The organism is Pseudomonas sp. W2I6, from assembly GCF_030815935.1.
Taxonomy (GTDB): Bacteria; Pseudomonadota; Gammaproteobacteria; order Pseudomonadales; family Pseudomonadaceae; genus Aquipseudomonas.
Genome location: NZ_JAUSXJ010000001.1, coordinates 4978444 through 5003477, shown reverse-complemented (window position 1 = coordinate 5003477; position 25034 = coordinate 4978444). Strand labels below are relative to the sequence as shown.

At 60.3% G+C, this 25034-nt stretch carries 24 protein-coding genes; 17 read left to right on the top strand and 7 right to left on the bottom strand.

Annotation, left to right across the window (positions count from 1 at the left end; genetic code table 11):
- Positions 1-24: 24 nt before the first annotated feature.
- Together QF039_RS23060 and QF039_RS23055 are read right to left on the bottom strand one after the other, a co-directional pair.
- The gene (locus QF039_RS23060) at positions 25-642 is read right to left on the bottom strand and encodes a DUF1120 domain-containing protein (protein WP_032899438.1); all 618 of its coding nucleotides are present in this window, start codon (positions 640-642) and stop codon (positions 25-27) included.
- A gap of 45 nt (positions 643-687) precedes the next feature.
- The gene (locus QF039_RS23055) at positions 688-1317 is read right to left on the bottom strand and encodes a DUF1120 domain-containing protein (protein ID WP_102605021.1); all 630 of its coding nucleotides are present in this window, start codon (positions 1315-1317) and stop codon (positions 688-690) included.
- 503 nt (positions 1318-1820) lie between these two features.
- On the opposite strand from QF039_RS23055, the gene QF039_RS23050 reads away from it, so the two are divergent.
- The 7 genes from QF039_RS23050 to dacB all read left to right on the top strand — a co-directional run bounded on the left by QF039_RS23050 (position 1821) and on the right by dacB (position 9384).
- The gene (locus tag QF039_RS23050) at positions 1821-2555 is read left to right on the top strand and encodes a response regulator (protein ID WP_003216349.1); all 735 of its coding nucleotides are present in this window, start codon (positions 1821-1823) and stop codon (positions 2553-2555) included.
- A gap of 200 nt (positions 2556-2755) precedes the next feature.
- Positions 2756-3391, top strand: coding sequence for a response regulator transcription factor (locus QF039_RS23045; RefSeq protein WP_003216351.1), 636 nt, complete (start codon positions 2756-2758; stop codon positions 3389-3391).
- Between the two features lie 100 nt (positions 3392-3491).
- Positions 3492-3962: a nuclear transport factor 2 family protein gene (locus QF039_RS23040; protein ID WP_008435632.1), complete on the top strand. Its 471-nt coding sequence runs from the start codon at positions 3492-3494 to the stop codon at positions 3960-3962.
- A 36-nt stretch (positions 3963-3998) separates the two neighbouring features.
- Entirely contained in the window at positions 3999-4274 is a 276-nt protein-coding gene (locus tag QF039_RS23035; RefSeq protein WP_003216354.1) for a GIY-YIG nuclease family protein, read from the top strand.
- A gap of 75 nt (positions 4275-4349) precedes the next feature.
- Entirely contained in the window at positions 4350-5285 is a 936-nt protein-coding gene (locus QF039_RS23030) for a glutathione S-transferase family protein (protein ID WP_307520901.1), read from the top strand.
- A gap of 110 nt (positions 5286-5395) precedes the next feature.
- Positions 5396-7822: a TonB-dependent receptor gene (locus QF039_RS23025; RefSeq protein WP_307520899.1), complete on the top strand. Its 2427-nt coding sequence runs from the start codon at positions 5396-5398 to the stop codon at positions 7820-7822.
- 101 nt (positions 7823-7923) lie between these two features.
- Complete coding sequence (dacB, locus tag QF039_RS23020) at positions 7924-9384, top strand: D-alanyl-D-alanine carboxypeptidase/D-alanyl-D-alanine-endopeptidase (RefSeq protein ID WP_307520897.1); 1461 nt, start codon at positions 7924-7926, stop codon at positions 9382-9384.
- A gap of 135 nt (positions 9385-9519) precedes the next feature.
- On the opposite strand, the gene QF039_RS23015 is transcribed toward dacB, so the two are convergent.
- On the bottom strand, positions 9520-10395 hold the full coding sequence (locus tag QF039_RS23015; RefSeq protein WP_177008766.1) for a helix-turn-helix domain-containing protein: 876 nt from the start codon (positions 10393-10395) through the stop codon (positions 9520-9522).
- Positions 10396-10532: 137 nt separating this feature from the next.
- Here QF039_RS23015 and QF039_RS23010 point away from each other — a divergent pair, with 137 nt between their 5' ends.
- Positions 10533-11444, top strand: coding sequence for a DMT family transporter (locus tag QF039_RS23010; protein ID WP_008435625.1), 912 nt, complete (start codon positions 10533-10535; stop codon positions 11442-11444).
- Between the two features lie 57 nt (positions 11445-11501).
- On the opposite strand, the gene norR is transcribed toward QF039_RS23010, so the two are convergent.
- A complete protein-coding gene (gene norR, locus QF039_RS23005; protein WP_008435623.1) occupies positions 11502-13046 on the bottom strand; it encodes a nitric oxide reductase transcriptional regulator NorR in 1545 nt (514 codons plus the stop codon).
- A 147-nt stretch (positions 13047-13193) separates the two neighbouring features.
- On the opposite strand from norR, the gene hmpA reads away from it, so the two are divergent.
- From hmpA to queC, 8 genes are all read left to right on the top strand, one after another.
- Positions 13194-14375, top strand: a complete 1182-nt coding sequence (hmpA, locus tag QF039_RS23000) for an NO-inducible flavohemoprotein (RefSeq protein WP_307520893.1) — start codon at positions 13194-13196, stop codon at positions 14373-14375.
- A gap of 245 nt (positions 14376-14620) precedes the next feature.
- On the top strand, positions 14621-15127 hold the full coding sequence (locus QF039_RS22995) for a disulfide bond formation protein B (protein WP_177044448.1): 507 nt from the start codon (positions 14621-14623) through the stop codon (positions 15125-15127).
- A gap of 798 nt (positions 15128-15925) precedes the next feature.
- Entirely contained in the window at positions 15926-16867 is a 942-nt protein-coding gene (gene cyoA / locus QF039_RS22985; protein WP_008435619.1) for a ubiquinol oxidase subunit II, read from the top strand.
- Positions 16868-16870: 3 nt separating this feature from the next.
- Entirely contained in the window at positions 16871-18889 is a 2019-nt protein-coding gene (gene cyoB, locus QF039_RS22980; RefSeq protein WP_003216371.1) for a cytochrome o ubiquinol oxidase subunit I, read from the top strand.
- A gap of 3 nt (positions 18890-18892) precedes the next feature.
- Positions 18893-19519 (top strand): cytochrome o ubiquinol oxidase subunit III, encoded by a 627-nt coding sequence (locus QF039_RS22975; protein WP_008435616.1) that lies wholly within the window; start codon positions 18893-18895, stop codon positions 19517-19519.
- Positions 19519-19854 (top strand): cytochrome o ubiquinol oxidase subunit IV, encoded by a 336-nt coding sequence (gene cyoD / locus QF039_RS22970; RefSeq protein WP_003216374.1) that lies wholly within the window; start codon positions 19519-19521, stop codon positions 19852-19854. Before QF039_RS22975 ends, cyoD begins: the two co-directional genes overlap by 1 nt.
- A gap of 11 nt (positions 19855-19865) precedes the next feature.
- The gene (gene cyoE / locus QF039_RS22965) at positions 19866-20753 is read left to right on the top strand and encodes a heme o synthase (protein ID WP_003216376.1); all 888 of its coding nucleotides are present in this window, start codon (positions 19866-19868) and stop codon (positions 20751-20753) included.
- Between the two features lie 102 nt (positions 20754-20855).
- Positions 20856-21548: a 7-cyano-7-deazaguanine synthase QueC gene (queC, locus tag QF039_RS22960; protein ID WP_003216378.1), complete on the top strand. Its 693-nt coding sequence runs from the start codon at positions 20856-20858 to the stop codon at positions 21546-21548.
- A 51-nt stretch (positions 21549-21599) separates the two neighbouring features.
- On the opposite strand, the gene QF039_RS22955 is transcribed toward queC, so the two are convergent.
- The 3 genes from QF039_RS22955 to QF039_RS22945 form a co-directional block, all read right to left on the bottom strand.
- Positions 21600-21785: a hypothetical protein gene (locus QF039_RS22955; RefSeq protein WP_307520887.1), complete on the bottom strand. Its 186-nt coding sequence runs from the start codon at positions 21783-21785 to the stop codon at positions 21600-21602.
- Between the two features lie 77 nt (positions 21786-21862).
- Complete coding sequence (locus tag QF039_RS22950) at positions 21863-22759, bottom strand: queuosine precursor transporter (protein ID WP_177044449.1); 897 nt, start codon at positions 22757-22759, stop codon at positions 21863-21865.
- A complete protein-coding gene (locus tag QF039_RS22945) occupies positions 22746-23351 on the bottom strand; it encodes a helix-turn-helix transcriptional regulator (RefSeq protein WP_003216382.1) in 606 nt (201 codons plus the stop codon). Before QF039_RS22945 ends, QF039_RS22950 begins: the two co-directional genes overlap by 14 nt.
- A 278-nt stretch (positions 23352-23629) precedes the next feature.
- Here QF039_RS22945 and glyA point away from each other — a divergent pair, with 278 nt between their 5' ends.
- Positions 23630-24985 (top strand): serine hydroxymethyltransferase, encoded by a 1356-nt coding sequence (gene glyA, locus QF039_RS22940; RefSeq protein ID WP_008435606.1) that lies wholly within the window; start codon positions 23630-23632, stop codon positions 24983-24985.
- The last annotated feature ends 49 nt before the right edge of the window (positions 24986-25034 follow it).

Below are 25034 nucleotides of genomic sequence, written 5' to 3'. Positions count from 1 at the left end.
GAGTGGGGCCGGTTGAATAAAGGGTTACAGGTACTTCAGTTGCACGGTGGCATGGCCGTCCAGCGGCACTTCGTCGAGCACGGTCAGGCGGTCGGTGCCGTCGACCATCGTGTACACGCGCAGGTCGGCACTGAATTGCCGTATCGCAATCGGGGTGTTCGCACCGCCGTTGGTGGCGACCGAGGTCTGGGTGTAGTGGCCCAGGTAAATCGACGGGAGCCAGGTCACCCCGCCATCGGTCGAGTTGATCGTCTTGACCGTGACGCCGTCCGCGACCGGGTTGAGCAGGCCGAATGCGGTGGCGCCAAGTTTTTCGCCACTGTCCGTCAGCCCCAGGCCATGCCAGTAGTCGTTAATTGCCGAAGTGCCGGCGCGGTTATCGATCGTGCTCAGCGCGATGAACGTTGGCGCTTCACACAGGACTTCCATTTGCATGGTCTCTGGCAGCAGTGAGGTAGGGCTGTCGGTGTTGAGTTCCTTGGCCGGCATTTTTCCGTAATCCACCACGCCTCCACCGGAGAGCATGGGTTCACAGGCATTCGGCGTGATGGTGCCCGTGACGGCGAAGTCGGTACTGCTGGCGGCCAGTACGGTGGGGGCCAGCAGCAACGTGGCGAGGAAGACAGCGGGTGAGGAATTCATCATCGAGCAGCACCTTTTTGGTTGCAGGTCAGGGGCGAAGGTGGGTTACAGGTAGAGCACTTCAATGGTGGCCGAGCCGTCGATATTGACTTCGTTGCTCAGGTCCAGGCCGTCGGTGCGGTTGATGTAGCCGCTGTAGGCCACGGGGGTGACCAGTTGCTGGGTGGCACGCGGGGTGCTGGCGTCTGCCAGGGTGGCGACCGAGAGATAGGTGCCGGTTTCAAAGCTGTTCCAACGCTCCCAGGTGACGCCATTGTCGAAAGACCCGATGGCTTGCACGGTTTCGCCGTCGGCCTGGGGCGGGCTACCGGTGGCGCCAAGGGTCAAGCTGTAGGAACCCAGCTTTTGCGTGCCGTTGATAAAGCCCAGCCCGAAGCCGCTGCCGCTGCCGGAGCCAATACGGTTGTCGGTCGCCTTGAGGGCGAAGATCACCGGCGCATCGCAGGTCACGGTCATTTGCAAAGTGACCTTTGGCAGCGGATAGATCCTGTCTGGGTAAAGGTCCTTGGCCGACATCTTGCCGTGGTCTATCACCCCTCCACTGGACAGGCTCGGCGTGCAGGCATTCGGGGTGATGATGCCCTTGACTGTCAGGTCCACGGTGCTGGCGGCGAAGGCGGGGGCGGTGCCAGTGATCAGCAGGGCGCTGGCGACGGCGATCAGGTGTTTGTTCATGGTTTGTTGTCTCGGTGTTGGGTCAACTGACGGGTACACGGCACCGCAGCGCAGAAAGAGGCGCGGTTGGGCGTCGGGTCAGTTCGGATAGTTGGCCGCCAGGTGAGTTGGCGGATTGCCCTCTTGGGGTGGGGCGCAATTTAGCGCCGGGGGAGAGGAGGGGAAATACAAGAATTACGACAATCCGCTATCCCTCTAGCTCGCCTGCGTCAAGTCGGAATAGGTGGGCGGAGCTGTAGGAAAAACTGTCTTTTCGTAGTTCTTGTATCGCAAGAGTGGTATTCATGTGGATAGCTTGATTCGGTAATGGGTGCCAGGCGGATGGGTTAAGGATCACCGTCAAGCGCACCCTCACTAGACGATATGCCAGGGCCGTCTGATGGCCCTGGCAGGTCGGCGCCGATATCGAGGTGGCCATGATGCCAAGCGTGTTTGCTGACGACGCCCCCAGGCAGCAAACGGTGCCATGGCGCAGTCCTCCTGTTCACTGGAAGCACCTGAGCGTGCTGATCGTCGAGGACCATCAGGCCTATCGCGCCTTGATGGGCTGGTTCCTGCAAAAATTCGAAGTCGATCACGAACTGGTGTGCAACGGGCAGGCCGCGTTGACCGCCATCGCCCTGCGGCATTTCGACCTGGTGATCAGCGATTGCCGCATGCCGGTGCTGGATGGCTATAGCATGGCTCGTGAGATCAGGCGGCGAGAGGCCGTACACAGCCGCCCGCGTGTGCCGATCATTGCCTTGACCGCCAAACTCTCTGCGGACGATGCGCGCCGCTGCCTTGAGGCCGGCATGGATGCCTGGCTGCTCAAGCCGCTGACCCTGGAACAATTGCGCGGGGTGCTGGAGCAGTGGCTGCCACAGCCGCCGGGCGCCAGTACGAACCCGCCTGCCACAGCCTGCGCCGGGGCGCACTGGCCGACTCGTGCCGAACTGATCAGGACATTTGGTGATGAACAGGTGGTGAACCAGATGTTGCGCACCCTGGTGCGCGAGGCCGAGGCTGATTACGCAGGCCTGGTACAGGCTTGCCGCATCGTCGACCCGCATGCATTGGTCGACTGCCTGCATCGCCTGGCGGGAAGCCTGGCGTTTTTTGGCGAGACGGAGCTGGATCGCTGTGCGGGGGAGTTGATCGAACAGGTGCGCAAGCACGGGATCCGGTGCAACAGGCGGGCATTGCAGCGGTTCGACCAGGACCTGCTGGTGTATCTGCGCTATTTGACAGATTTATGACATTTTCAGCGATTCTGTAGGGGGTATTACCTCTGTCTGTGGGCTTAGTTTGTAGGTGGTTTCCTTTTTTGTTGTAGGTAAAAAATCACCCGCTTAAGAACACGGGACGCCATTGAAAACCGCTCCCAGGTGGGCGGTTGTTGCCCGGGACGGACAGGGTTATTTTGCGCAAATCAATTTGCCATCACTCATGGATTTCTATGCTTCGCGTAATTATTGCTGACGATCATCCCATTGTTCGGATCGGGCAGAAGGTGGTGATCGAGGCCAACGGCAAGTGCAAGGTGGTCGGTGAGGCCAACGGCCCGGATGAGCTGTTGCGGGTACTGGGCAGCACCCCTTGCGATGTGCTGGTGACGGACTTCGCCATGCCGGGCGGGCAGCAGGCTGACGGCTATGTGTTGTTGGGCTTGTTGCAACGCCAATACCCCGGGGTGCCGGTGATCCTGGTGACGATGTTCGCCAATATCGCCACCCTGCGTGCCTCGTTCGCCGAGGGCGCCCGAGGCATTGTCGCCAAGAGTGCATCGGCCAAGGAGTTGCCCACGGCCATCAAGGAAGTCTGCGAGGGCAAGACCTTCGTCAGCGAGTCCTTGCGGACCCAGTTGGTGCAGGCGGGCACGGGCGATCAATCACAACCGCCGCAACTGTCGGGCAAGGAACGCGAAGTGGTGCGCATGCTGGCCAGCGGCATGACCGTCAGCCAGATTGCCGCGCGGGTCAATCGCAGCATCTCCACCATCAGCAAACAGAAAAGTACCGCGATGAACCGGCTGTGTATCTCCACCGATGTGGATTTGTTCCACTATGCTCGCAGCAGCGGAATGGTGCCCTGAAGGGACGGGATGAGGTATTCCTGGCGTTGATGCCAGTAGTGTTCCCCGGCCTTGGGGATTATCGTACCGGCCATCCCAACTTCTTTTGCGGAACCTGCCCATGAGCGACGCCCATAACGCCTTGATCACCGAGTTCTACAGTGCCTTCCAGCGCCTGGATGCCGAGGCCATGAGCGCCTGCTACAGCGACGACGTGGTGTTCAGCGACCCGGCATTCGGTGAACTGCGTGGCCGTGATGCCGGCGACATGTGGCGCATGCTGACCACCCGGGCCAAGGACTTTTCCCTGACCTTCGACAGTGTGCGCAGCGATGAAATCACCGGCAGCGCCCACTGGGTGGCGACCTACCTGTTCAGTGCGACGGGCAACACCGTAGTCAACGATATCCGGGCGCGCTTTGTGTTTCGTGACGGCAAGATCTGCGAGCACCACGACCACTTTGACCTGTGGCGCTGGTCGCGGCAGGCGTTGGGCACCAAAGGCCTGTTGCTGGGCTGGACGCCGCTGGTGAAAAACGCCGTGCGGGCCCAGGCGCTGAAAGGGTTGAAGGCGTTCCAGGCCAGTCGTTGATAAGATTGGCGTTCCTTTGGTTTGCCGAATTGATCCGTGACGACTCCTTCTGAAGCCAAACCGTGGTTTGTCTACCTGGTGCGCGCCGCCAATGGCTCGCTCTATTGCGGCATCAGCAATGACCCGGTGCGCCGCTTTGCCATGCACCAGAGTGGCAAGGGCGCACGGTTTTTCCTCTCAAGCCCCGCCGTGGCGCTGGTGTACACCGAGGCATGCATCAGCAAGGCCGAGGCGCTGCGCCAGGAACGGCTGATCAAGAAACTCAAGAAAAGCGCCAAGGAGTGCCTGGCGGCGATCGGCCCATCAGTTTGACTGATAGGTTCCCATGCGCGCCTTTGCCGGGTTTGCAGGCTAAGCTGGACGCTCACTCATTGAGCGGAGCCTGGCATGACTGAGTTGATCCTGCACCACTACCCGCAATCCCCATTTGCCGAAAAGGCCCGCCTGTTGCTGGGCTTCAAGGGCTTGTCCTGGCGTTCGGTGCACATCTCGCCGGTGATGCCCAAGCCTGACTTGACGGCCCTCACCGGTGGTTATCGCAAGACCCCGGTGTTGCAGGTGGGCGCCGATATCTACTGCGACACCGCACTGATCGCCCGCCGCCTGGAGCAGGAAAAGTCCGCGCCGGCGCTGTTTCCCCAAGGCCTGGAGCTGGTCAGCCAAAGCTTCGCCGCCTGGGCTGATTCGACGGTGTTCTCCCATGCCGTGAGCCTGGTGTTCCAGCCGGAATCCCTGGCGGTCAAGTTCGCCAAAGTGCCGCCGGAAATGCTCCAGGTGCTGGTGGCCGACCGCAGCAAATTGTTCAGTGGCGGCACGGCCACCCGTGTGCAACTGGATCAGGCCAAGCATCAATGGCCGGTGATCATCGGTCGTATCAATCAGCAGTTGCAGCACCAGCAGGGCGACTTCCTGTTCGGCGAGCCGTCGATTGCCGACTTCGCCCTGGCGCACCCGTTGTGGTTCCTCATGGGATCGTCGGTCACCTCGCCGCTGGTGGAAACCTATCCTGCGGTGGCCGCCTGGCTCGCCCGGGTGTTGGGTTTCGGGCATGGCACGTCGAGCCAGATGAGTGCCGAGCAAGCCCTGGAAGTCGCGCGCAATGCCACGCCGGCCAACCTGCCGGAAGAAATCTTCGAAGACCCGAACGGCTTCAAGCCCGGCCAGCAAGTGACCATCAGCGCCACCGACTACGGCACCGATCCGGTGGCCGGGGAGTTGCTGTTTGTCGGCCGCGAAGAGCTGATTCTGCGTCGCACCGATGACCGCGCCGGCACCGTGCATGTGCACGTTCCGCGCTTCGGATTTCGGATCCAACCGGCGTGACTGAAATTATTTTCAAATCGGTGTGAGGTAAACCTGTCGGCCATCCGTGTAGTGCTTGAAACTGCGATTAATTCGCATTAACAGCGTTTTTTACACACGGGTTCTCAAGCATGAAGTCCAGGGCAACGTCGGCGGGTTCGGTTAAACATTGGCTGGGAGCCTCGGTATTGGCAGTTTCGGGGCTGGCGCTGTTGCCCCTGGGCGTGGCGCAGGCGGCCGAGGCGCAGCAGCAGAGCACGCTGTTCAACTTTGCCCTGGCCGCCAAGCCGCTGCCCCAGGCCTTGAGCGACTTCACCCGGGTGACCGGCATCAGCGTGGTCTACACCGACGAAGCGCCGTACGCCATCAAGGCCCCGGCCATCACCGGGCAGATGAGTGCGGCCCAGGCCATGCAACGCCTGCTGGGTAATTCCGGCTTCACCTTCCGCCAGATCGACGCCCGCACCCTGGCCCTGGAACCGCTGCCCACCGACGGCGCGCTGAACCTCGGCGCCACCACCATCAACGGTGCCGCCCTGGCCTCGGATACCACCAGCTATCAACCGCCGCCTACCAGTTCGGTGATGCGTTCCCACGGCCTGCTGCTGGAAACCCCACAGACTGTCAACGTTGTACCGGCCCAGGTGATGCGCGATCAACAGCCGCGCAACCTCGACGATGCCCTGACCAACATCAGTGGCATCACCCAGGCCAACACCTTGGGCAGCACCCAGGACGCGGTGATGCTGCGGGGTTTTGGTGACAACCGAAACGGTTCGATCATGCAGGACGGCATGCCGCTGGTGCAGGGTCGCGCGCTGAATTCCACCGCCGAGCGCGTCGAAGTGCTCAAGGGCCCGTCGTCGTTGCTGTATGGCATCCAGGATCCGGGCGGCGTGGTCAATATCGTCAGCAAGAAACCCGAGCTGATCCAATCCACCTCGCTGACCGTGCGCGGCTCGACCTTTGGCGACGGCAAGAACGGCAGCGGCGGCAACCTCGACACCACAGGGCCCATCGGTGACAGCGGGTTGGCGTACCGCTTGATCGTCGATCACGAAGACGAAGATTACTGGCGCAACTACGGCACTCACCGCGAGAGCCTGATCGCACCGTCGCTGGCCTGGTACGGCGACAACACCAAGCTGTTGTTTGCCTATGAGCACCGGGAGTTTCTCTCGCCGTTCGACCGGGGCACCGCCATCGACCCCAAGACCAACCACCCGCTCAACATCCCGTCGACTCGCCGCCTGGACGAGCCCTTCAACAACATGGAAGGCCGCTCCGACCTGTACCGCTTCGAGGCCGACCACGATTTGAATGACGACTGGAAAGCCCACTTCGGCTACAGCTGGAACCGCGAGACCTACGACGCCAGCCAGGTGCGTGTGGTCAAGGTCAACACCAATGGCACCCTGACCCGCAGCATGGACGGCACCCAGGGCGCACTGACCACCGACCGCTTCGCCACCGCCAGCCTTGAAGGCAAGGTCAACGTCGCAGGCATGCAGCATGACCTGACCTTCGGCCTGGATGACGAGTACCGCAAGATCTACCGGGCCGACCTGATCCGCCAGGCGCCCCGTGGCACGTTCAACTACAACGATCCGGTCTATGGCAATGAAGTGGCGGGCACCACCGTCAGCGCGCCGGACAGTAACCAGACGGACCTGCTGCGCAGCGACTCGCTGTTCCTGCAGGATGCGATCCACCTCACCGACCAGTGGATCCTGGTGGGCGGCGCGCGTTATCAGATGTACGACCAATACGCCGGCAAGGGCGTCCCGTTCACCGCCAACACCGACGGCAATGGCCAGAAGTGGGTGCCACGGGCGGGCCTGGTGTACCGCTACACCGACGAGCTGTCGTTCTATGGCAGCTACACCGAGTCGTTCAAGCCCAACTCCACCATCGCACCGCTGGCGAACAAAAGTGTGCTGGATGGCAGCCTTGAGCCGGAGCAGTCGAAGTCCTGGGAGTTGGGGACCAAGCTCGATATACCGGGGCGCATCACCGCCAGCGCCGCCCTGTTCAACATCGAAAAACGCAACGTGCTGGTGCAGGTCGGCGATGGCTTGACCTCGGTCTACAGCGTCGCCGGCAAAGTGCGCTCCCGAGGCCTGGAACTGGATGCCAGCGGCCAACTGACGGATAAGTGGAGCGTGATCGGCAGCTATGCCTACACCGATGCAGAGGTTACCGAAGACCCGGAATACAAAGGTAATCGCCTGCAAAACGTGGCGAAGAACACCGGCTCGCTGTCGGCGGTGTATGACTTCGGCAGCATTCTCGGTGGCGACCAACTGCGGGTCGGCGCCGGGGCACGTTATGTCGGCGAGCGAGCAGGGGACGCGGCCAACAGCTTCGAACTGCCGGGCTACACCGTGGCCGATGCGTTCGCCACCTATGACACTAAAATCGAGGGGCAGAAGGTCAAGTTCCAGCTCAACGTGAAGAACCTGTTTGACCGCACCTATTACACCTCGGCCGTGAACACCCAGTTCGTGTCCATCGGCGATGCGCGGCAGGTGTCGGTGTCCAGCACCCTGACGTTCTAAATTCGGCTACACCCTATGGCGCGGTAGCCGGCTGCCTCGCCATACGGTTGTCGAGCTGCTAGCGTGGCCGCCATTAATGACTTTGCGGGAACACGATAGCGATGCAGTTGGGACGATGGATACACACCGGCGGGCTGCTGCTGGGCTTGAGCTTGTTGCTGGGCGGTTGCGCCACGGCGCCGAAAACTTCCACCAGCGCCAGCCTCGACCAGTTGCTGGCCGACCCGGCACTGCACGGCGCCAGCGTATCGCTGATGGTGCGCGATGCCCGCAGTGGCAACACGCTCTATCAGCACAACCCGCGTACGCGGCTGAGCCCGGCTTCGAGCCTCAAGCTGTTGACCACTGCGGCGGCGATGGATGTGCTGGGGCCGCAGTATCGGTTTTCCACGCAACTGTTGAGCGACGGCATCCGCCAGGGCGCGGTACTTAATGGCAACCTCTACCTGCGCGGCCTGGGCGACCCGACGATCCAGTGGGCGGATTACCAGGCGCTGGCGGCCAACCTGGCGCAGCAGGGCATCCGGCAGGTGCGGGGCGACGTGGTGTTCGACGACACGTTCTTCGACGCCGAGCGCCTGGGCACCGACTGGTCCCAGGACGATGAAAGCACCTACTACGGCGCGCAGATTTCGGCGCTGACGGTGTCGCCCAATGACGACTTTGATGCGGGCTCCCTGCTGGTCACGGCCAGGGCGCCGGTCGTGGCAGGGCGCCCGGTGACGGTGGAGATCAGCCCGGCTACCGATTACGTGCAGCTCAGCAACCGTGCGGTCAGCGGCACAGGCAACAGCTATGGAATCAATCGCCAGCACGGCACCAACCTGTTGCGCCTCAGTGGCGCGCTGGCGCCGGGCAGGCAGAGCCCGCAACTGGTCAGTGTGTGGGAGCCGACGCAACTGGTGGCCAACCTTTTTGAACAGGCCTTGGCGCAGCAGGGGATTGTCGTGCAGGGGCGTCGGATGATCGGGGGGGTGACGCCGACCACGGCGACGGTGCTCGCGCTGCATGAGTCGGCGCCGTTGCAGGAACTGATCACGCCGTTGCTCAAGCTTTCCAATAACAACATGTCTGAAGCCTTGCTCAAGAGCATGGGGCGCAAGACCGTGAATGCCGGTACGGCGCCTGCCGGTGTGGCGGCGGTGGCCGGGTTCCTGAAACGTCAGGGGATTGATACGGCGACGTTGAACCAGGTGGACGGTTCGGGGTTGTCCCGGCGTAACCTGGTGTCGTCGCAGAACCTCACGGATGTGCTGCTGGCCGCCAGCAAACAGCCCTGGTTCAGCGCCTGGTACAACGCGTTGCCGGTTGCCGGTAATCCGCAGCGCCTGGTGGGCGGCAGCCTGCGTTACCGCCTGCGGGGCAGCGCTGCGGAAAACAACCTGCACGGCAAGACCGGCTCCATGAGCGGCGTGTCGTCGTTGACCGGGTATGTCACCGATGCCAATGGGCGCAAGCTGGTGTTTTCGATGGTGACCAACAATTACGTGGTCGCAGGCGCGCGGGTCAAGGCGCTGGAAAACCGCCTGGCCACGGCACTGGCCAACAGCACGGACTATTGAGCACCGAAGATCAAAGGTGGGAGCGGGCTTGCTCGCGAATGCGGTGTGACAGTCAACAGATGTACTGACTGATCCAGCGCATTCGCGAGCAAGCCCGCTCCCACATTGGACCTGTGCCGTCAGGCAGATTGCATTTCAAGGCAGGAACGCCTGCCGGTATTCACCAGGGGTGGCGCCCATCGCCTGGCGGAACCGGTTGGTAAAGTGGCTCGCGCTGGAAAATCCGCACGCCAGGGCAATCTCGCCCAGCGGCAACGACCCACCCCGCAACAACTCCCGGGCGCGGGCCAGGCGCCGCGCCAGCAGATATTGATGGGGCGGCAGTCCAAAACTCTCGCGAAACATCCGCGCAAAGTGGTACTCCGACAACGCACACAAGCCTGCCAACTGCCCCAGGCTGATCGGCTCCGCCAGTTGCTGGTCGATGTGCTCCACCAGTTGCCGGCGCTGGTGGGCGGCCAGCCCGCCTTTCAAACGCAAACCCTCGCGCATCCCCACCTGGCTGAGCAAGGTATGGCTGAGCATCTCATGGGCCAGGCTGCTGGTCAGCAGGCGTTCGCCGGGCTCTTTCCAGTTCAGGCTGATCAACTGGTGAAAACGCCGGGCCTGCCGCGCATCGTCGAGGAAGGTGCTCTCGCGCAGTTGCAACTCGCGGGGTTCGCGGTCCAGCAAGGTGACGCAGCCCAGGGCGAATTGCTCGGGGCTGAAATACACGTGGGCCAGGCGGATTTCGCCGTTGATCACCCAGGCCGACTGATGCTCGGCCGGCAGGATGCACAGCTTGTCCGGGCCGCCCTTGGTGCCGGGCTGGTCGCGGCGAAAGGTGCCGGTGCCGCCGCCGATGTAGCAGGACAAGGTGTGGTGGTCGGGGGCTTCGTAATCCTGGGCGTCGTGATGGTTGCTCCACAAGGCTGCAGACAAGCCGTCACCGAGCTCGGCGCACAGCTCGAGGCGAGCGTTGGGCGAGCGGTTGAGGGATTGAAAGACTTGCAGGGTTTCCAGTGGCGGCATATTCGTACTCTCTGACGGCTTGCATCCTACTCCCCGCGGCGGCGGCTGTGATCCCGGCAGCCGACAAAAGCGCAAGAATGTGCAAGAGACCTGGTGCCGCCAGGGGCGAAACTGTGGCTCAACCCTCGGAGCCCGCCATGAACCTTTTCCTGTATTTACTCACCGTATTGATCTGGGGCACCACCTGGATTGCCCTCAAGTGGCAACTGGGCGTGGTGGCGATTCCGGTGTCCATCGTCTATCGCTTTGGCCTCGCGGCGCTGGTGCTGTTCGTGATGCTGCTGCTCAGCCGCAAGCTGCAGGTGATGAACCGGCGCGGGCATCTGATCTGCCTGGCCCAGGGCCTGTGCCTGTTTTGCGTCAACTTCATGTGCTTCCTGACCGCCAGCCAGTGGATTCCCAGCGGCCTGGTGGCGGTGGTGTTCTCGACGGCCACCTTGTGGAACGCGCTGAACGCCCGGGTGTTCTTCGGGCAGAAGGTCGCACGCAATGTGTTGATGGGCGGCGGCCTTGGCTTGCTGGGCCTCGGGCTGTTGTTCTGGCCGGAACTGGTGGGGCACACCGCCAGCCCGCAAACCTTGCTCGGCCTGGGTTTGGCATTGCTCGGCACCATGTGTTTCTCGGCGGGCAATATGCTGTCGAGCCTGCAGCAGAAGGCCGGCCTCAAGCCACTGACCACCAATGCCTGGGGCATGGCCTATGGTGCGTCGATGCTGGCGATGTACTGCGCGGTGCAGGGCATTCCGTTCGACATGGAATGGAACAGCCGCTACATCGGTTCGCTGCTGTACCTGGTGATCCCGGGTTCGGTGATTGGCTTTACCGCCTACCTGACCCTGGTCGGGCGCATGGGGCCGGAGCGGGCGGCGTATTGCACCGTGCTGTTCCCGGTGGTGGCGTTGAACGTCTCGGCGTTTGCCGAGGGCTATCAGTGGACGGCGCCGGCGTTGGCGGGGTTGGTGCTGGTGATGCTGGGGAATGTGTTGGTGTTTCGCAAGCCCAAGGCTGGCGCGCCGATCAATCCAATCTACAAGGCGAAGCAGGTTTAGTGTGGGGGGCTCGACAGCTCCCACATTTGATCTCCTTTACCCGAGAATCACCGTTCATTACTTCAGGCCCAGGCGCTTGGCCATTCGTCCCAGGTTGGCCCGGTCCAGGCCCAGCTCACGGGCGGCACTGGCCCAGTTGTGCTGGTGGCGTTCCAGGCAGGCGCTGATGACCTGGCGCTGGTAGTTCTCGGTGGCCAGGCGCAGGTCGCCGGTGACGTCCGGCACGGGGTCGGGCTGCGCTTCGAGCGGTGGCGCGGTGGCGTTCGGCAAGTCCAGATCCGCCGCGCTGAGGCTGAGAATCTTCGGGCGCTCCCGGCAGTTACCCAGGGCTTTCAAGGCGCTGCGGCCGATCAAGTGTTCCAGTTCGCGCACATTCCCCGGCCAGGTATAAGCCAGCAGTGCCGCCTGGGCATCGCTGGTCAGGCGCAGGCTGCCCAGGCCCATGCGTGAGCGGTTCTGTTCAAGGAAAAAGCCCGCCAGCAACAGCACATCGCGACCGCGCTCACGCAGCGCCGGGACTTGCAACGGGTATACACTCAAACGGTGATAAAAGTCGGCACGATAGCGGCCGCTGCGTACTTCTTCGGCCAGATCCCGGTTAGTGGCAGCGATCAGGCGCACATCCACCTGGTGCTCCTTGTCAGACCCCAGGCGCTGCAACTGGCCACTTTGCAGCACCCGCAGCAGCTTGGCCTGCACGGTGAGGGACAACTCGCCCACTTCATCAAGAAACAGCGTGCCGCCATTCGCCAGCTCGAACTTGCCCCGGCGTTCGTTGAGCGCGCCGGTAAACGCCCCGCGCACGTGGCCGAACAGTTCGCTTTCCACCAGGGTTTCCGGCAGGGCGGCGCAGTTGAGGCTGATCAGCGGTTTCTCGGCGCGGTTTGATGCAGCATGGATCGCCTGGGCCACCAGCTCCTTGCCCACGCCGGTCTCGCCGGTGATCAATACCGTCAGGTCACTGCCACCCACCAGGTTGATTTCTTCCACCAGGCGTTTGTGGCTCTTGCTCTGGCCGATCATTTCCTTGTGCTGCTGGCCGCTGGCCTGGCGGTAGATTTCGGCGCGCTGGTGTTCGTCTTCGGCACGCAGGGCCAGGCGTTCAATGCGTTCAGCGACATTGACGGTGGCGGCGGCGAGGCTGGCAAAGGCTTGCAGGGCGTCCAGTTCCACCCGTTCGAAGCGCTCGGTATCCAGGGCGTCGAGGGTCAGCAGGCCCCAGGGCTGGTCGTCGACAAACAGTGGGCAGCCCATGCAGTCGTGAACCTCCAAGTGGCCGTGCAGGCCATCCACCAGGCCGTCATAGGGGTCGGGCAGTTCGCTGTCGCTGTCAAAGCGGGTAGGGCCGGGGCTGCTGAGCAGCACGGCGAAACGCGGATGTTCGCTGACCTTGAAGCGCCGGCCGAGGGTGTCGGTGCTCAAGCCATCCACCGCCAGCGGCACCAGCCATTCGCCGTCGAGGCGCAGCAGGGCGGCCGCGTCGCAGGGTAGCAGGGCGCGCATGGCCTGGAGCAGGCGCCGGTAACGCTCGCCTTCGGGCAACTCGCGGGACAGGTCGGCGACCAGGGGCAGCAGGGTGGTGAGCAGCGGCTTCGCAGTCATAATGACTCCTTGTAGTCATAGTGACTATATAGCGTAGGAAGTCATACTGACTACATTAATATTAAGTATTTGATTTATAATGATTTATTAGTTGGCATGAATACTGAGTAGTAAAGGGTATTCAGTAAGAAGACTCAGGAGTCTGCCATGCTTAGTGCCCAAGACCGTGCCATCGTCAAATCCACCGTGCCCCTGCTGGAAAGTGGCGGCGAAGCCCTGATCACCCATTTCTACCGGATGATGCTGTCCGAATACCCAGAAGTACGCCCGCTCTTCAACCAGGCCCACCAGGCCAGCGGCGACCAGCCCCGGGCCTTGGCCAACGGCGTGCTGATGTACGCCCGGCATATCGACCAACTCGACCAGTTGGGCGATCTGGTGGCAAAGATCATCAACAAGCACGTGGCCCTGCAGATCCTGCCGGAGCATTACCCGATTGTCGGTACCTGCCTGCTGCGGGCAATTTCCGAAGTGCTGGGCAGCGAAATCGCCACCCCTGAAGTGATGAGTGCCTGGGGCGCCGCCTATGGCCAATTGGCCGACATCCTGATCGGTGCCGAGGCGGCTATCTATAAAGAGAAGGAACAAGCGCCGGGCGGCTGGCGTGGCGCGCGGCCGTTCACCTTGGTCAAGCGTGTGGAGGAGAGCGCGGAAATTATCTCGTTTTACTTCGCGCCTGTGGATAACGGCCCGATCCTGGCCGCCGAGCCTGGGCAGTACATCGGCATGAAGCTGGTGCTGGAGGGCGAGGAAGTGCGCCGCAACTATTCCCTGTCGGCGCGTGGCGATTCGGGCCAGTACCGCATCAGCGTCAAGCGCGAAGCCGGTGGGCGGGTGTCGAACTACCTGCATGACCAGCTCCATGTGGGTGCGACCATCGATCTGTTCCCGCCTTCGGGGGAATTCACCCTGGCGGCCAGCGACAAGCCATTGGTGCTGATCAGCGGCGGCGTGGGCATCACGCCAACATTGCCGATGCTCGAAGCGGCGCTGGCCACCGAGCGTCCGATTCACTTTATCCACTGCGCGCGTAATGGCGGCGTGCATGCGTTCCGTGAGTGGGTGGATGGCCTGGCCGCGCAGCATCCGCAGCTCAAGCGCTTCTATTGCTACGCCGAGGATGATGGCGTGAGCCCGGCGGCGGACAAGGTCGGGATGCTGAGCCAGGAGCAACTGGCGGCGTGGTTGCCCCAGGAGCGGGACGTGGATGCATATTTCCTGGGGCCTAAAGGCTTCATGGCGGCGATCAAGCGTCACTTGAAGGCCCTGGGTGTGCCGGAAGCGCAGAGCCGGTATGAGTTCTTTGGGCCGGCGTCGGCTCTGGAATAACTTACTCGGTCAAAAATGTGGGAGCGGGCTTGCTCGCGAAAGCGGAGTGTCAGTCACTGAATGTGTGTCTGATACACCGCCTTCGCGAGCAAGCCCGCTCCCACATTTTGATCTCCATTTTCCCTGATTAATCTCCTGTTAATGCCTCCTGTTTAAACCTCCACACGCCAACTGCTCAACTTTCACCGTCCGCGTGTAAACTTGCGGCCATTGGCACAACCATCATTGGCTAAAGGGAAACGGGGATGATCGACGAATTGCGTTTGGGCAGGGAGCGACGCTTTCTGGTACTGCTGGGCATCATTTGCCTGGCGCTGATCGGCGGGGCGCTGTACATGCAGGTGGTGCTGGGCGAGGCCCCTTGCCCGCTGTGCATCCTGCAACGTTATGCCTTGCTGCTGATCGCGATCTTCGCCTTCATCGGTGCCGCCATGCGCACCACCCGCAGTGTCACGGTGTTTGAAGCACTGGTGACCCTCAGCGCCCTGGGTGGCGTCGCCGCTGCCGGCTATCACGTGTACATCCAGTACTTTCCGAAGGTCAGCTGCGGCATCGACGTGCTGCAACCGATTGTCGATGGCTTGCCGCTGGCCTCGGTGTTTCCCCTGGGGTTCCAGGTCGACGGCTTCTGTGAGACGCCGTACCCGCCCGTGCTCGGCCTGTCCCTGGCCCAGTGGGCGCTGGTGGCCTTTGTGCTGACGGTGATCCTGGTGCCACTGGGCATTTACCGTAATCGCCAGGGCAAAGCCTAAGCCGTTACAACTCAACGCCCCGGCCTTCCTCTAAAGAAGGCTGGGGCGTTTTTGTTTGTAGGCATTTGTGAAGAGGCCGTGACGCGGGGCAAGTTTGGGTGTGCGTAGCGTGCGACATGTTGTCACACGGAAGCTGTCGCAGGACGTTTCTGACGCTCGTAAACGCGCCATAAATTTGCATGAAGCGGCGTTTTATGGCTGTCAGTTCGTCGTCTGGCCGACGCCGCGAGTGGCGTGCGCTCGGCGACATTGCCCGATGTCCGAATGCCTTGTTTTTAGGGGACTTGGATCCGTTTTCGATGCCCTTACAGGCTGTAAGGGATGTGGCAGATTGCCCAATAACACGGCATTTTTTGTGGTTTTTGTCGAGAATCAAACGCGATACGATCGCGGACCTTTGCAATAATGGTGAAGGATTATTGCTGGAAACGATAAAAATTATTTCTGGATAAGACATGGTTTATACATCGCTAGCTAACTACAATCGCCCGCACTGAATGTCCGGTGCTGCTCACCCCTGAGCAAACTAGGGCGGTCGAGAAGCGGATGTAACGTTTCATGCGACCCCAGGTGCCGGCAGCCTTTCAACTATCCGCACCAAATGGAATTGGTCTGTAACAAGGCCTTTGACCAACGAATTCGAATAAGAACTCACCGCTAGCCCGGGACGTGTCGATTCGCGCAAGGTGCGACGGGCAGGCCCTTATTCAATCGAAGAGAAATGCCAACCCTTGGCAGGGTGAAGTGTTGGCGATCAAAACCCAACTGCATTGCGCAAGCTGCTTTAGAGGTCGTGAGATGAGTAAAAACAGGTACCCCCGATTACTAGGCTTTTTGCCGCTGCTCGGCATGATGTTAATGCTGGGAGGCTGCAAGTGGACCTTGCTCGACCCTAAAGGTCAGGTCGGTCTGGATCAACGCAACCTGATCATCACCGCCACCCTGCTGATGCTGTTGGTCGTGGTGCCCGTGATCATCATGACGTTCGCGTTCGCCTGGAAATACCGCGCGTCGAACACCAGCGCCACCTATGCGCCGAAGTGGTCGCACTCCACCAAGATTGAAATCGCGGTGTGGCTGGTGCCGATCCTCATCATCATCGCCCTGGGTTACATCACCTATAAGTCGACCCATGAGCTGGACCCGTACCGTCCGCTGGACTCCGACGTCAAGCCGATCAACATCGAAGTGGTCGCGCTGGACTGGAAGTGGCTGTTCATCTACCCGGACCTGGGTATCGCCACTGTGAACCAGATCCGGTTCCCGGAGAACACCCCGCTTAATTTCCGGATCACCTCCGACGCCGTGATGAACTCGTTCTTCATCCCTGCACTGGGTGGCCAGATCTACGCGATGGCAGGCATGCAGACCCGTCTGCACCTGATCGCGAACGAGAAAGCTGAAATGGAAGGCATCTCCGCCAACTACAGCGGTGCTGGCTTCACCGGCATGAAATTCAAAGCGATCTCGACGAGCCAGGAAGATTTCAACGCCTGGGTAGCCGAAGTCAAGGCCGCACCTAAACAGCTTGATCAAGCTGAATACGACGCCCTTGCCAAACCAAGCCAGAACAACCCAGTCGCCCTGTATTCCACGTACGAGCCGGACCTGTTTCAGAAAATCGTCGACAAGTACGAAGGTATGAAGCCAGGCAAGCCGATCGAGCACGAGAAGAAAGAAGTGGCCGCGGTTGAAGGTTCTGACACGGGCTCGCATTCAACTGCTGGGGCAGAGGAGTAAACGATGTTTGGTAAATTAAGTTGGGATGCGGTCCCGTTCCACGAGCCGATCGTGATGGTGACCATCGCCATGATCGCGCTGGGTGGTCTGGCACTGTTTGCAGGTATCACTTACTTCAAGAAGTGGACCTACCTGTGGACCGAGTGGCTGACTTCGGTCGACCACAAGAAAATCGGCGTCATGTACGTCATCGTTGCCATGGTCATGCTGCTGCGTGGTTTTGCCGACGCCATCATGATGCGTACCCAGTTGGCCATGGCCACCGAGGGTTCGCCTGGCTACCTGCCTCCTGAACACTATGACCAGATCTTCACCGCCCACGGTGTGATCATGATCATCTTCATGGCGATGCCTTTCTTCACCGGCCTGATGAACCTTGCCTTGCCGCTGCAGATCGGTGCGCGTGACGTTGCGTTCCCGTTCCTGAACTCCCTGAGCTTCTGGCTGCTGGTATCCGGCGTAGTGCTGATCAACCTGTCCCTGGGCGTCGGCGAATTCGCCAAGACCGGTTGGGTTGCGTATCCGCCATTGTCGGGCCTGGCCTACAGTCCGGGCGTGGGTGTGGATTACTACATCTGGGCGCTACAGTTATCAGGACTCGGGACGACACTGACGGGGGTCAACTTCCTGGCCACCGTCTTGAAAATGCGCGCCCCTGGCATGAAGCTGATGGACATGCCGATCTTCACCTGGACCTGCACCTGGGCCAACGTACTGATCGTTGCATCGTTCCCGATCCTGGCTGCAACCATGGCGTTGCTGTCGCTTGACCGTTACCTGGATTTCCACATTTTCACCAATGAACTTGGTGGCAATCCAATGATGTACGTGAACCTGTTCTGGGCATGGGGTCACCCTGAGGTGTACATCCTGATCCTGCCAGCGTTCGGTATCTTCTCTGAAGTGATCTCGACCTTCTCGGGCAAGCGCCTGTTCGGTCACCACTCGATGATCTACGCCTCGGGCGCGATCTCGGTACTGGGCTTCATGGTTTGGCTGCACCACTTCTTCACCATGGGTTCGGGGGCCAGCGTCAACGCGTTCTTCGGACTGGCGACGATGCTGATTTCCATCCCGACGGGGGTGAAGCTATTTAACTGGCTATTCACCATCTATCACGGTCGTCTGCGTATCACCAGCCAGGTTCTGTGGACCCTGGGCTTCATGGTGACCTTCGCGATCGGCGGCATGACCGGCGTACTGCTGGCCATCCCGGGTGCTGACTTCGTGCTGCACAACAGCCTGTTCGTCATTGCTCACTTCCATAACGTGATCATCGGCGGCGCAGTATTCGGCTACATCGCAGGTTTCAGCTTCTACTTCCCGAAAGCGTTCGGCTTCAAGCTGCACGAAGGCTGGGGCAAGGCTGCATTCTGGTTCTGGATCTCGGGCTTCTTCGTCGCGTTCATGCCGCTCTACGCTCTGGGCTTCATGGGCATGACCCGTCGTCTGAACGCCACGACCAACCCTGAGTGGGTACCGTACCTGTACGTTGCCATGGTGGGTGCACTGATGATCGCTGTGGGTATCGCCTGCCAGCTGATCCAGCTGTATGTCAGCGTGCGTGATCGCAAGCAGAACATGTGCGAATCCGGCGACCCATGGAATGCACACACCCTGGAATGGTCGACTTCGTCGCCACCGCCGTTCTACAACTTTGCCGTACTGCCGAAGGCTGACAGCATCGATCCGTTCACCGAGGCCAAGGAAGACGGTACTGCGTACCAGAAGCCTGCGCGTTACGAACCGATCCACATGCCTAACAACACCGCTACCGGCGTTGTGATGGGCGCGCTGTTGACCGTGTTCGGTTTCGCGATGATCTGGCACATCTGGTGGCTGGCCATCGTGAGCCTGGTGGGCACCATCGGCTACTTCATCGTTCACGCTGCCCGTGATGACCAAGGCTACATGGTGCCGGTCGACGTGATCGAACGCATCGAAGCCGAGCAACACGCTCGCCTGGTTGCCGAGAAGAAGATCCCGGCCAACCGTGTTGAAACCTCGTTGGAACAGGCTTAAACCATGTCGAACTTAGTGACCAATGCTGGACACGCCCATGTCGATGACCATGGGCACGATGACCATCACCACGACTCGGGGCCAATGACCGTATTCGGTTTCTGGCTCTACCTGATGACCGACTGCATCTTGTTTGCGTCGATCTTCGCGGTGTACGCGGTACTGGTAAACAACGTAGCGGGTGGCCCGTCGGGCCACGACATCTTCGAACTGCCTTACGTGCTCGGCGAAACCGCCTTGCTGTTGTTCAGCTCGATCACCTACGGCTTCGCCATGCTGGCCTTCTACAAGGGCAGCAAGAAAGGCGTCCTGAGCTGGTTGGCACTGACCTTCCTGTTCGGCCTGGGCTTCATCGGCATGGAGGTCAACGAGTTCCACCTGCTGATCTCCGAAGGTTACGGCCCGCACCGTAGCGGCTTCCTGTCGGCGTTCTTCACGCTGGTAGGCACCCACGGTCTGCACGTGACTGCCGGTCTGATCTGGATGGCGACCATGATGTATCAGGTCAACAAACATGGCCTGACCAACACCAACAAGACTCGCCTGAGCTGCCTGAGCCTGTTCTGGCACTTCCTGGACGTGGTCTGGATCTGCGTCTTCACCGTTGTCTACCTGATGGGGACTCTGTAATGGCTAATGCACATTCCCATGACAGCCATGATGACAGCCACGGCAGCGTCAAGTCGTATGCCATTGGCTTCATCCTGTCGGTCATCCTGACGCTGATCCCGTTCGGCCTGGTGATGTACCCAACCTTGCCGAAGTCGATCACCTTGATGATCGTCCTGGCGTTCGCGGTGATCCAGGTCCTGGTTCACCTGGTGTACTTCCTGCACCTGGACCGCTCGAAGGCTCAGCGCGATAACGTGATTGCGTTCGTGTTCGCAGGTTTGGTGATCCTCCTGCTGGTTGGCCTGTCGGTATGGATCATGTTCAGCATCCATACGTTCATGATGGCGAAGTGAGGTAAGACCCGATGTCGCTTAAGCACTTTATCCAAATCACCAAACCGGGGATCATTTTCGGTAACGTGCTTTCTGTGGCAGGCGGTTTCTTCCTGGCCTCCAAGGGGCATGTCGATCTGGCCATTTTCCTGGCTGCGATGATCGGCACGTCCCTGGTGGTAGCTTCCGGTTGTGTATTCAACAACTGCATCGACCGCGATATCGACATCAAGATGGAACGCACCAAGAATCGTGTGCTGGTCCAGGGCCTTATCTCCCTGAAACTGGCACTGATCTTCGCGACCATCCTGGGTATCGCCGGCGTGGTGTTGCTGTACAAGGTGGCCAACCCGCTGGCGGCGCTGTTTGCCGTGATCGGCTTTGTCATCTACGTCGGCTTCTACAGCCTGTACCTCAAGCGCAAGTCGGTTCATGGCACGCTGGTGGGCAGTCTGTCGGGGGCGATGCCGCCGGTGATTGGTTATGTGGCTGTGACCAATAGCTTCGACATGGCCGCGTTGGTGCTACTGGTGATGTTCAGCCTGTGGCAGATGCCGCACTCCTATGCCATCGCGATCTTCCGCTTCAACGACTACCTGGCTGCCTCGATTCCGGTTCTTCCGGTCAAGCGTGGCATCAAGGTCGCCAAGAAACACATCCTGCTCTACATCCTGGCCTTCCTCGTGGCGACCTTGATGTTGACCTTCAGTGGCTACGCCGGCATGAGCTACCTCGCCGTTGCCGCCGCCATGGGCATGTACTGGTTGTACATGGCCTGGACCGGCTACAAGGCGGTGGATGACACCGTCTGGGCACGCAAGCTGTTCGTCTTCTCGATCTTCACCATCACCGCCTTGAGCGTGATGATGTCCCTGGATTTCCAGGTGCCGAAAGAGTTGCTGCTGACGTACGCTCACTGAGTGATCGAGCAGTAAAAAACCCCGCCTTCGAAAGAAGCGCGGGGTTTTTTATTGAGGGGCCTTTAAACTATGCCAAATCTTACAAATGCAGGAAGCAGCGTGATGAGTAAAAAAGCCGTTATCGTATTCAGTGGTGGGCAGGATTCGACCACCTGCCTGATCCAGGCACTGGCGCTGTATGACGAGGTGCACTGCATTACCTTCGATTATGGCCAGCGCCATGTGGCGGAAATCGAAGTCGCACAGAAACTCGCCAAACAGCTGGGCGCCACCGTTCACAAAGTGATGGACGTGTCGCTGTTGAACGAGCTGGCCATCAGCAGCCTGACCCGCGACAACATTCCGGTACCCACGGTGAACAGCTCGGGCGAGAGTTTGCCGAGCACCTTCGTGCCTGGCAGGAACATTCTGTTTCTGACCCTCGCGGCGATCTACGCCTACCAGGTCAAGGCGGAAACGGTGATCACCGGGGTGTGTGAAACCGACTTCTCCGGCTATCCCGATTGCCGGGACGAGTTCGTCAAGGCGCTGAACAAAGCGCTGCAACTGGGCATGGAATACGACGTGCGCCTGGAAACGCCGTTGATGTGGCTGAACAAGGCCGAGACCTGGGCCCTGGCGGACGATCACCAGCAGCTGGACCTGATCCGCAACCAGACCCTGACCTGCTACAACGGCATTATCGGTACGGGTTGTGGCAACTGCGACGCGTGCAACCTGCGCGCACGTGGCCTGAACGACTACCTCGAAAACAAGGCAGCCGTCATGCAGAGCCTGAAAAGCAAACTGGCGTGATGTCGATCGTTCCCACGCTCCGCGTGGGAACGCATCCCGTGACGCTCCGCGTCACAAAGGCGGACGCGGAGCGTCCAAGGCGGCATTCCCACGCAGAGCGTGGGAACGATCATCAGCTGGCGTGTTATCGCCCGTGATGTAGCGCTTGAACAGCGAGCGGGCACCGTAGGCCGGCAGGATGTTGATGAAGGCAAAGCAGACCTGTCGATCGTTCCCACGCTCCGCGTGGGAACGCATCCCGTGACGCTCCGCGTCACAAAGGCGGACGCGGAGCGTCCAAGGCGGCATTCCCACGCAGAGCGTGGGAACGATCATCAGTTGGCGTGTGGTTGGGGCTGGGTATCGCCGGTGATGTAGCGCTTGAACAGCGAGCGGGCGCCATAGGCCGGCAGGATGTTGAAGAAGGCAAAGCAGACCTTGATCGCAATCTGCACGTAGATCATGTTCAGGATGTCGCTGGTCTGCATGGCGCCGTAGAACGCGATGAAGCAGAACAGGAAACTGTCGATAATCACCGCGAAGAACGTACTCAGGAAAATCCGCAGGAACAGGTACCTGGAATTGGTCAGCTCCTTGATCTTGCACAGCAGGTACGAGTTGATGTTCTCCGACACCAGGAACGAAACCGAAGAGGCGATGAGCACCGACGACACCTGGATGATCACGTCGTTGTAAGGCCCGTCGAGCTTCCAGCCTGGCAAACCGGGGAGGAAGGTCGAGCCGTAGAGCAGGATGATGATCATCGCGTTACTGGCAAACGCAAACAGGATGGCCCGTCTCGCCAGCCGCAGGCCGAACTGTTCGTTGAGCAAGTCCACGATCAGAAACGTCAGCGGGTAAAGGAACGTGCCGGGCGTGACGATAATGCCCAGCGACTCCAGGTAGATAGGTTTGGTCGCGGCGATGCTGGTGAAGATATAGAACGTAAAGAGCAGCAGGTTCAGGATGATGTAAATCATCCATGAGTTCTCGTTGCGGTCGTTGAGGTCGTACGCGGTCAGCGCTCCGCCCTGTGAGTAGAACTTCTTGTACATGTTCTTGACTTCCATTTTATTTAAATTGTCCATGATTTCGCTGTTCAGCACTTCGCTCAGCTTTATCCGAATGATCTTGCCCGTGGCGATCACCATGATCACCGCCAGGCTCTTGTCATTCTCGAACCCCAGCAACTTGTATTTGCTGTTTTCGACTTCGTGCTCATACGTTGTCATTGAAGCGCTCCTCAATGATATCTCCCACCACACAGATACGATCCGAGCTGACACACGCTTGATCCGTGATAAATAGTTTTTTGCTGAGCCTGTCGTACACCAACTTTTCCTTGTCGTCGCTCGACGTCCCTTTCTGCACGATCAACAAATCGCCCGGCTCGTTGACGCCGGCAATCGCATGTTCCAGCAGCACGGCTATCAAGTTGTAGGAAGTGCCGAAGTAGTAGGTCAGCGGGTACAGCGTGGCGAGTTCGCCAATGCGCTTGTCCATGCTCGCCATGACCTGGCTTTGCTTGATGATCGGCACGGCAGCAGGGTTCATGTTGCCCTGGGGGGAAATACTGCTGTCGATGATCTCTTTTTCTTCGAAGTCGAGGGTCTCGATTTCTTCATAGGAAACGCCGAAGAAATCCGAGATCTTGCGGATGGTGGACTGCTGTACGTTAACGACCTTGCCTTCCAGAATGTTGTAGATCGTGGTTCTGGTCAGGCCGGCCGCATTGCACAACGACAGCTGCGTCTCTCCGCGGCTCTTGATCAGGTATTTGATATTGCTCTTCAAATACTCGGTGCGTTCTTTTCTGTGAATCAAATGCCCACCACTTCCTTATGTTCTACACAGAGCGTCCATGTTGCGCTGGGTCGCGTGCTTCGCCGCGGCGCGAAGTGTTGCATGCGCCTGCCACAAGAATAAAGACCGTGATCAGTTTTTTGGCGATTGGCCATCATCCAGCCAGGAAAAACCGCGTCTTGTCCCCCTGTGTGCGGCCAAAAAGAATCATTTAATTTGGAAAATGTTCATTTTTCTGCTTAATTGCCCTGCGCCCAACGGAAAGGCGCACGGGATTTTCAGGGAAGGAACACAGGACAATGGCAGTCGACACGCAACCACTTACCCACCAGGCCGACCTGCTGCAACGAGGGCTGGCGGATCTACGGGCAGAAGACGCGGAGCTGGCAGGGTTGCTGGATGCGGAAGTCACGCGCCAACACCAGACGCTGTCGCTGGCCGCTTCGTCCTGCGCAGTGAGGCCGAATATCCTGGCGGCGTCCGCTTCGCTGCTGGTCAACGTGACCGCCGAGGGCACGCCCGGCTGGCGTCATCACGCCGGCTGCGAGAATGCCGATCGGGTCGAAGCCCTGGCTGTGCGCCGAGCGCGTGAGCTGTTCGGTGCGCAATACGCCGGCGTGCAATCACACTCGGGGTCGACTGCCAACTATCAGGTACTGGCGGCCTTGCTGGAGCCGGGAGACACCGTGCTCGGCATGGCCCCCGATCACGGCGGGCACCTGAGCCACGCCAGCCCCGTCGCGTTCACCGGCGCGAACTACAAGGCGCTCAGGTACGGCACTACCTCCAAGGGTGTTATCGACTACGACCAGGTGCGCACACTGGCGCTGGCCCATCGCCCGCGCGTGATCATCTGCGGGGCGACGGCCTACTCGCACACCATTGATTTCGCGCGCTTGCGTGGGATTGCCGACGAAGCCGGGTCGATCCTGCTGGCGGACATTTCGACCATCGCCGGCCTGGTCGCCACCGGGCGCCATCCGAGCCCGATCGACGCAGCCCACGTCACTACGCTGTGCACCCATAAACAACTGGGCGGCCCGCGTGGCGGCCTGATCCTTTCCGGTCGCGACGCCGAAACCAAGGTGCCGGGCCTTAAGACCAGCTTCAGCCGGCTCCTCGATCAAGCCGTGTTCCCACGAATGCAGGGCGCACCGGCCTTCAACATGATCGCGGCAAAGGCGGCGGCATTCGGCTACGCCATGTCCGCGGATTTCGACGCCTGGATGGCGCGTATTCGCACCACGGCCGACGAACTGGCCAACGCGTTCCAGGCCTGTGACTACGAGGTGGTGGGCGGGCGCAGTGAAAACCACTCGGTGCTGATTCGCTTGCGTGGCGGCATCACCGGCGCCATCGCCCAGGCGGCGCTGGAGCAGTGCGGCATCATCGTGGACAAGCATCGCGCACCGGGAGAGACGCGACCATCATTCGTCGCTGGCGGGTTGTGTATCGGCACCGGCTCCCTGGCGCAACGCCAGCTCGACGCCGATGGATGTCGGCAGGTCGTCGAACTGGTGTGCCGGGTACTCGATGCGGTCACGCCCCTCAACGAGCACAAGTTCACCCTGGATCCGAATGCACAGGAATCCCTGCGCTTGCAGGCTCAAGCCTTGTGCGCGAAGTATCCCCTCGCGGATTACCTGCACAACTGAGCAAACATCCAAATGGATGTTTCATGTTATTGCAGGATAAATTGCTGTA